Source organism: Microcoleus sp. D3_18_C2 (assembly GCF_036702395.1).
Lineage (GTDB): Bacteria > Cyanobacteriota > Cyanobacteriia > Cyanobacteriales > Microcoleaceae > Microcoleus.
Genome location: NZ_JAUBTG010000130.1, coordinates 1 through 2,085, shown reverse-complemented (window position 1 = coordinate 2,085; position 2,085 = coordinate 1). Strand labels below are relative to the sequence as shown.

Below are 2,085 nucleotides of genomic sequence, written 5' to 3'. Positions count from 1 at the left end.
GTCTACAGCGGCAAATTGCTGCTTTTTTCCGTATGCTTTGAATTCAAAAACTAGCATGACTTCGACCTCATCACGTTCTTCTTATGCTAACAGCACTAGCTTAATATCATCAAAGTGTTTACAAGACTTTACAGAGTTGTATCCTAAGTTGCAATCCTAATATCTAATGAAAGATACTGGGAAGCTAAAGCCTCCTTCTCCCTTTCATCCCCGGACTAAAGTCACGGGGTTTTCATGTTCGATTTCTATAAATTATGGTAACAATGAGTACCCCCCACATCCCGACGGGGGATTAAACCCCGTCTCACAGACCAAGCCGATTAAAACTCACCTCTTGCAGCATTCTCAAAAACGGGCTCTCCGGCCCGTTCCACAAGAGATTAATTTTCTTGTGGAACAGGCCGGAAAGCCTGTTCCTAAAAGGATTATTGACAATGGTGCAATATCTAAGTTTCAATCAACAATTCTACCGCTGCTGATCCGCTGGAAAAGCACCCGCTTTCACCGCCACAGTAACAGGTTGTCCGCCGCGGCTCAATTCAAGCTGCAGATCGCTGCCCACTGTACTTTTCTCGACAATTTGCTGTACGCTGCCAGCATCGCTGACTTCTGCACCATTGATTCTCTTGATCACATCGGCAACGCGAACTCCAGCTTGTGCCGCCGGAGAATTTCTCGCAACTCCCAAAACTAACACGCCTTTATCTTCAGTCAGCCTCAATTTGGTGTTGGGATTTTGATTAAATTCTCTCTTGATTGCGGGAGTAATGCTCAACATCCGAACGCCGAGATAAGGATGTTCGGCTTTTCCTACTGTTACTAATTGGTTGGCAATTTGTTGTGCTCGATCGATCGGAATAGCAAAACCCAATCCTTGAGCGCCTTGAATAATCGCCGTATTCATGCCGATAACTTGACCGCGCTGGTTCAGCAGCGGCCCACCAGAATTGCCGGGATTGATCGCAGCGTCGGTTTGAATAAAGCTGACGCGCTTGTCGGGAACACCGACATCGGCGCTAGAACGGCCTGTAGCGCTAATAATTCCCACAGTCACAGTATTGTCCAAACCGAGGGGATTGCCGATCGCGATCGCCCATTCTCCCGGCTGTAACTCTTCAGATTTGCCCAAACTCACCACAGGCAAATTGTTAGCTTCTATTTTAACAACAGCCACATCAGTAACTGTATCTACGCCTAAAACTTTGCCGACAAATTCGCGGCCATCCTTCAGTTTTACCGTCACCGTATCCGCGCCATTAACAACGTGAGCGTTAGTCAAAATGCGGCCATCTGAACCAAAAATAAAACCCGAACCTGAACCCCTTTCTACCCGATTTCCCGGCGCAATCGGAGATTCTGAACCGAAGAAGCGGCGGAATTGCTCGGGTATCTCATCTGGAACTTGGTTCGTCACCGTGCGAGACGAATTGATCCGCACCACTGCCGGCCCGACTTCCTGCACAACTTTACTGACAAAATTAGAGTCTTGAGAGGGAAGTATATTTGCAGGCAATGCTGAGATTGGCGCTGTAGTTGAAGGTTCAGCTTGAATGGCGTTAGAACTTCCAGGAACTTGAGAAGTTAGGGCGTTGCACCCAACAGTTGCGGTGGAACCGAGCAAAATGAGAGATAAAAAAGCCAGTTTTTTCGGCAAAGAAGAACGGCGAGAACGCACAGTTGTAGCAGGCATATTTTTAGTTGACATAGTATTGATTTGGTGGGAGTTAGAGGGAGAGTTATAATTAGGATTTTGCATTTTTAGCACCTACTGTAATTAAATTACAACTAAAGGTTCTTTAATTTTAATTCAAGCATTTATGAGTTCTGCTTGACTGGTGGGGTTTACCCTACAAGCTGGGGTAGAAACCGGACAGTCGCCGGCAAATTGTTTGTGGATTCGAGCTTTTGAGTGCGATCGAACTGGGTCGGCACTGGCGAATTGCTGTGTGAGTGCGATAATACAAACTACGGTAGCCAGCTCGCATATTCCGCATTTCTCGCGAACTTTTCACCAAAAAACTGGGTCTGAAGCCCCGTCCTTATAGGACGGCTTTACATTGAATTAAATCCCCTTTCGGGGTCGGA

The 2,085-nt window shown here is 46.7% G+C and carries 1 protein-coding gene; it reads right to left on the bottom strand.

What is annotated here, in order from left to right; genetic code table 11:
• Positions 1–466: 466 nt before the first annotated feature.
• The gene (locus tag QUA88_RS29380; RefSeq protein ID WP_333057605.1) at positions 467–1,756 is read right to left on the bottom strand and encodes an HhoA/HhoB/HtrA family serine endopeptidase; all 1,290 of its coding nucleotides are present in this window, start codon (positions 1,754–1,756) and stop codon (positions 467–469) included.
• Positions 1,757–2,085 lie beyond the last annotated feature (329 nt).

Bases quoted from the DNA above. Each gene is read 5' to 3' on its own strand.
- QUA88_RS29380 (WP_333057605.1), bottom strand. From the start codon at position 1,756: ATGCAAAATCCTAATTATAACTCTCCCTCTAACTCCCACCAAATCAAT.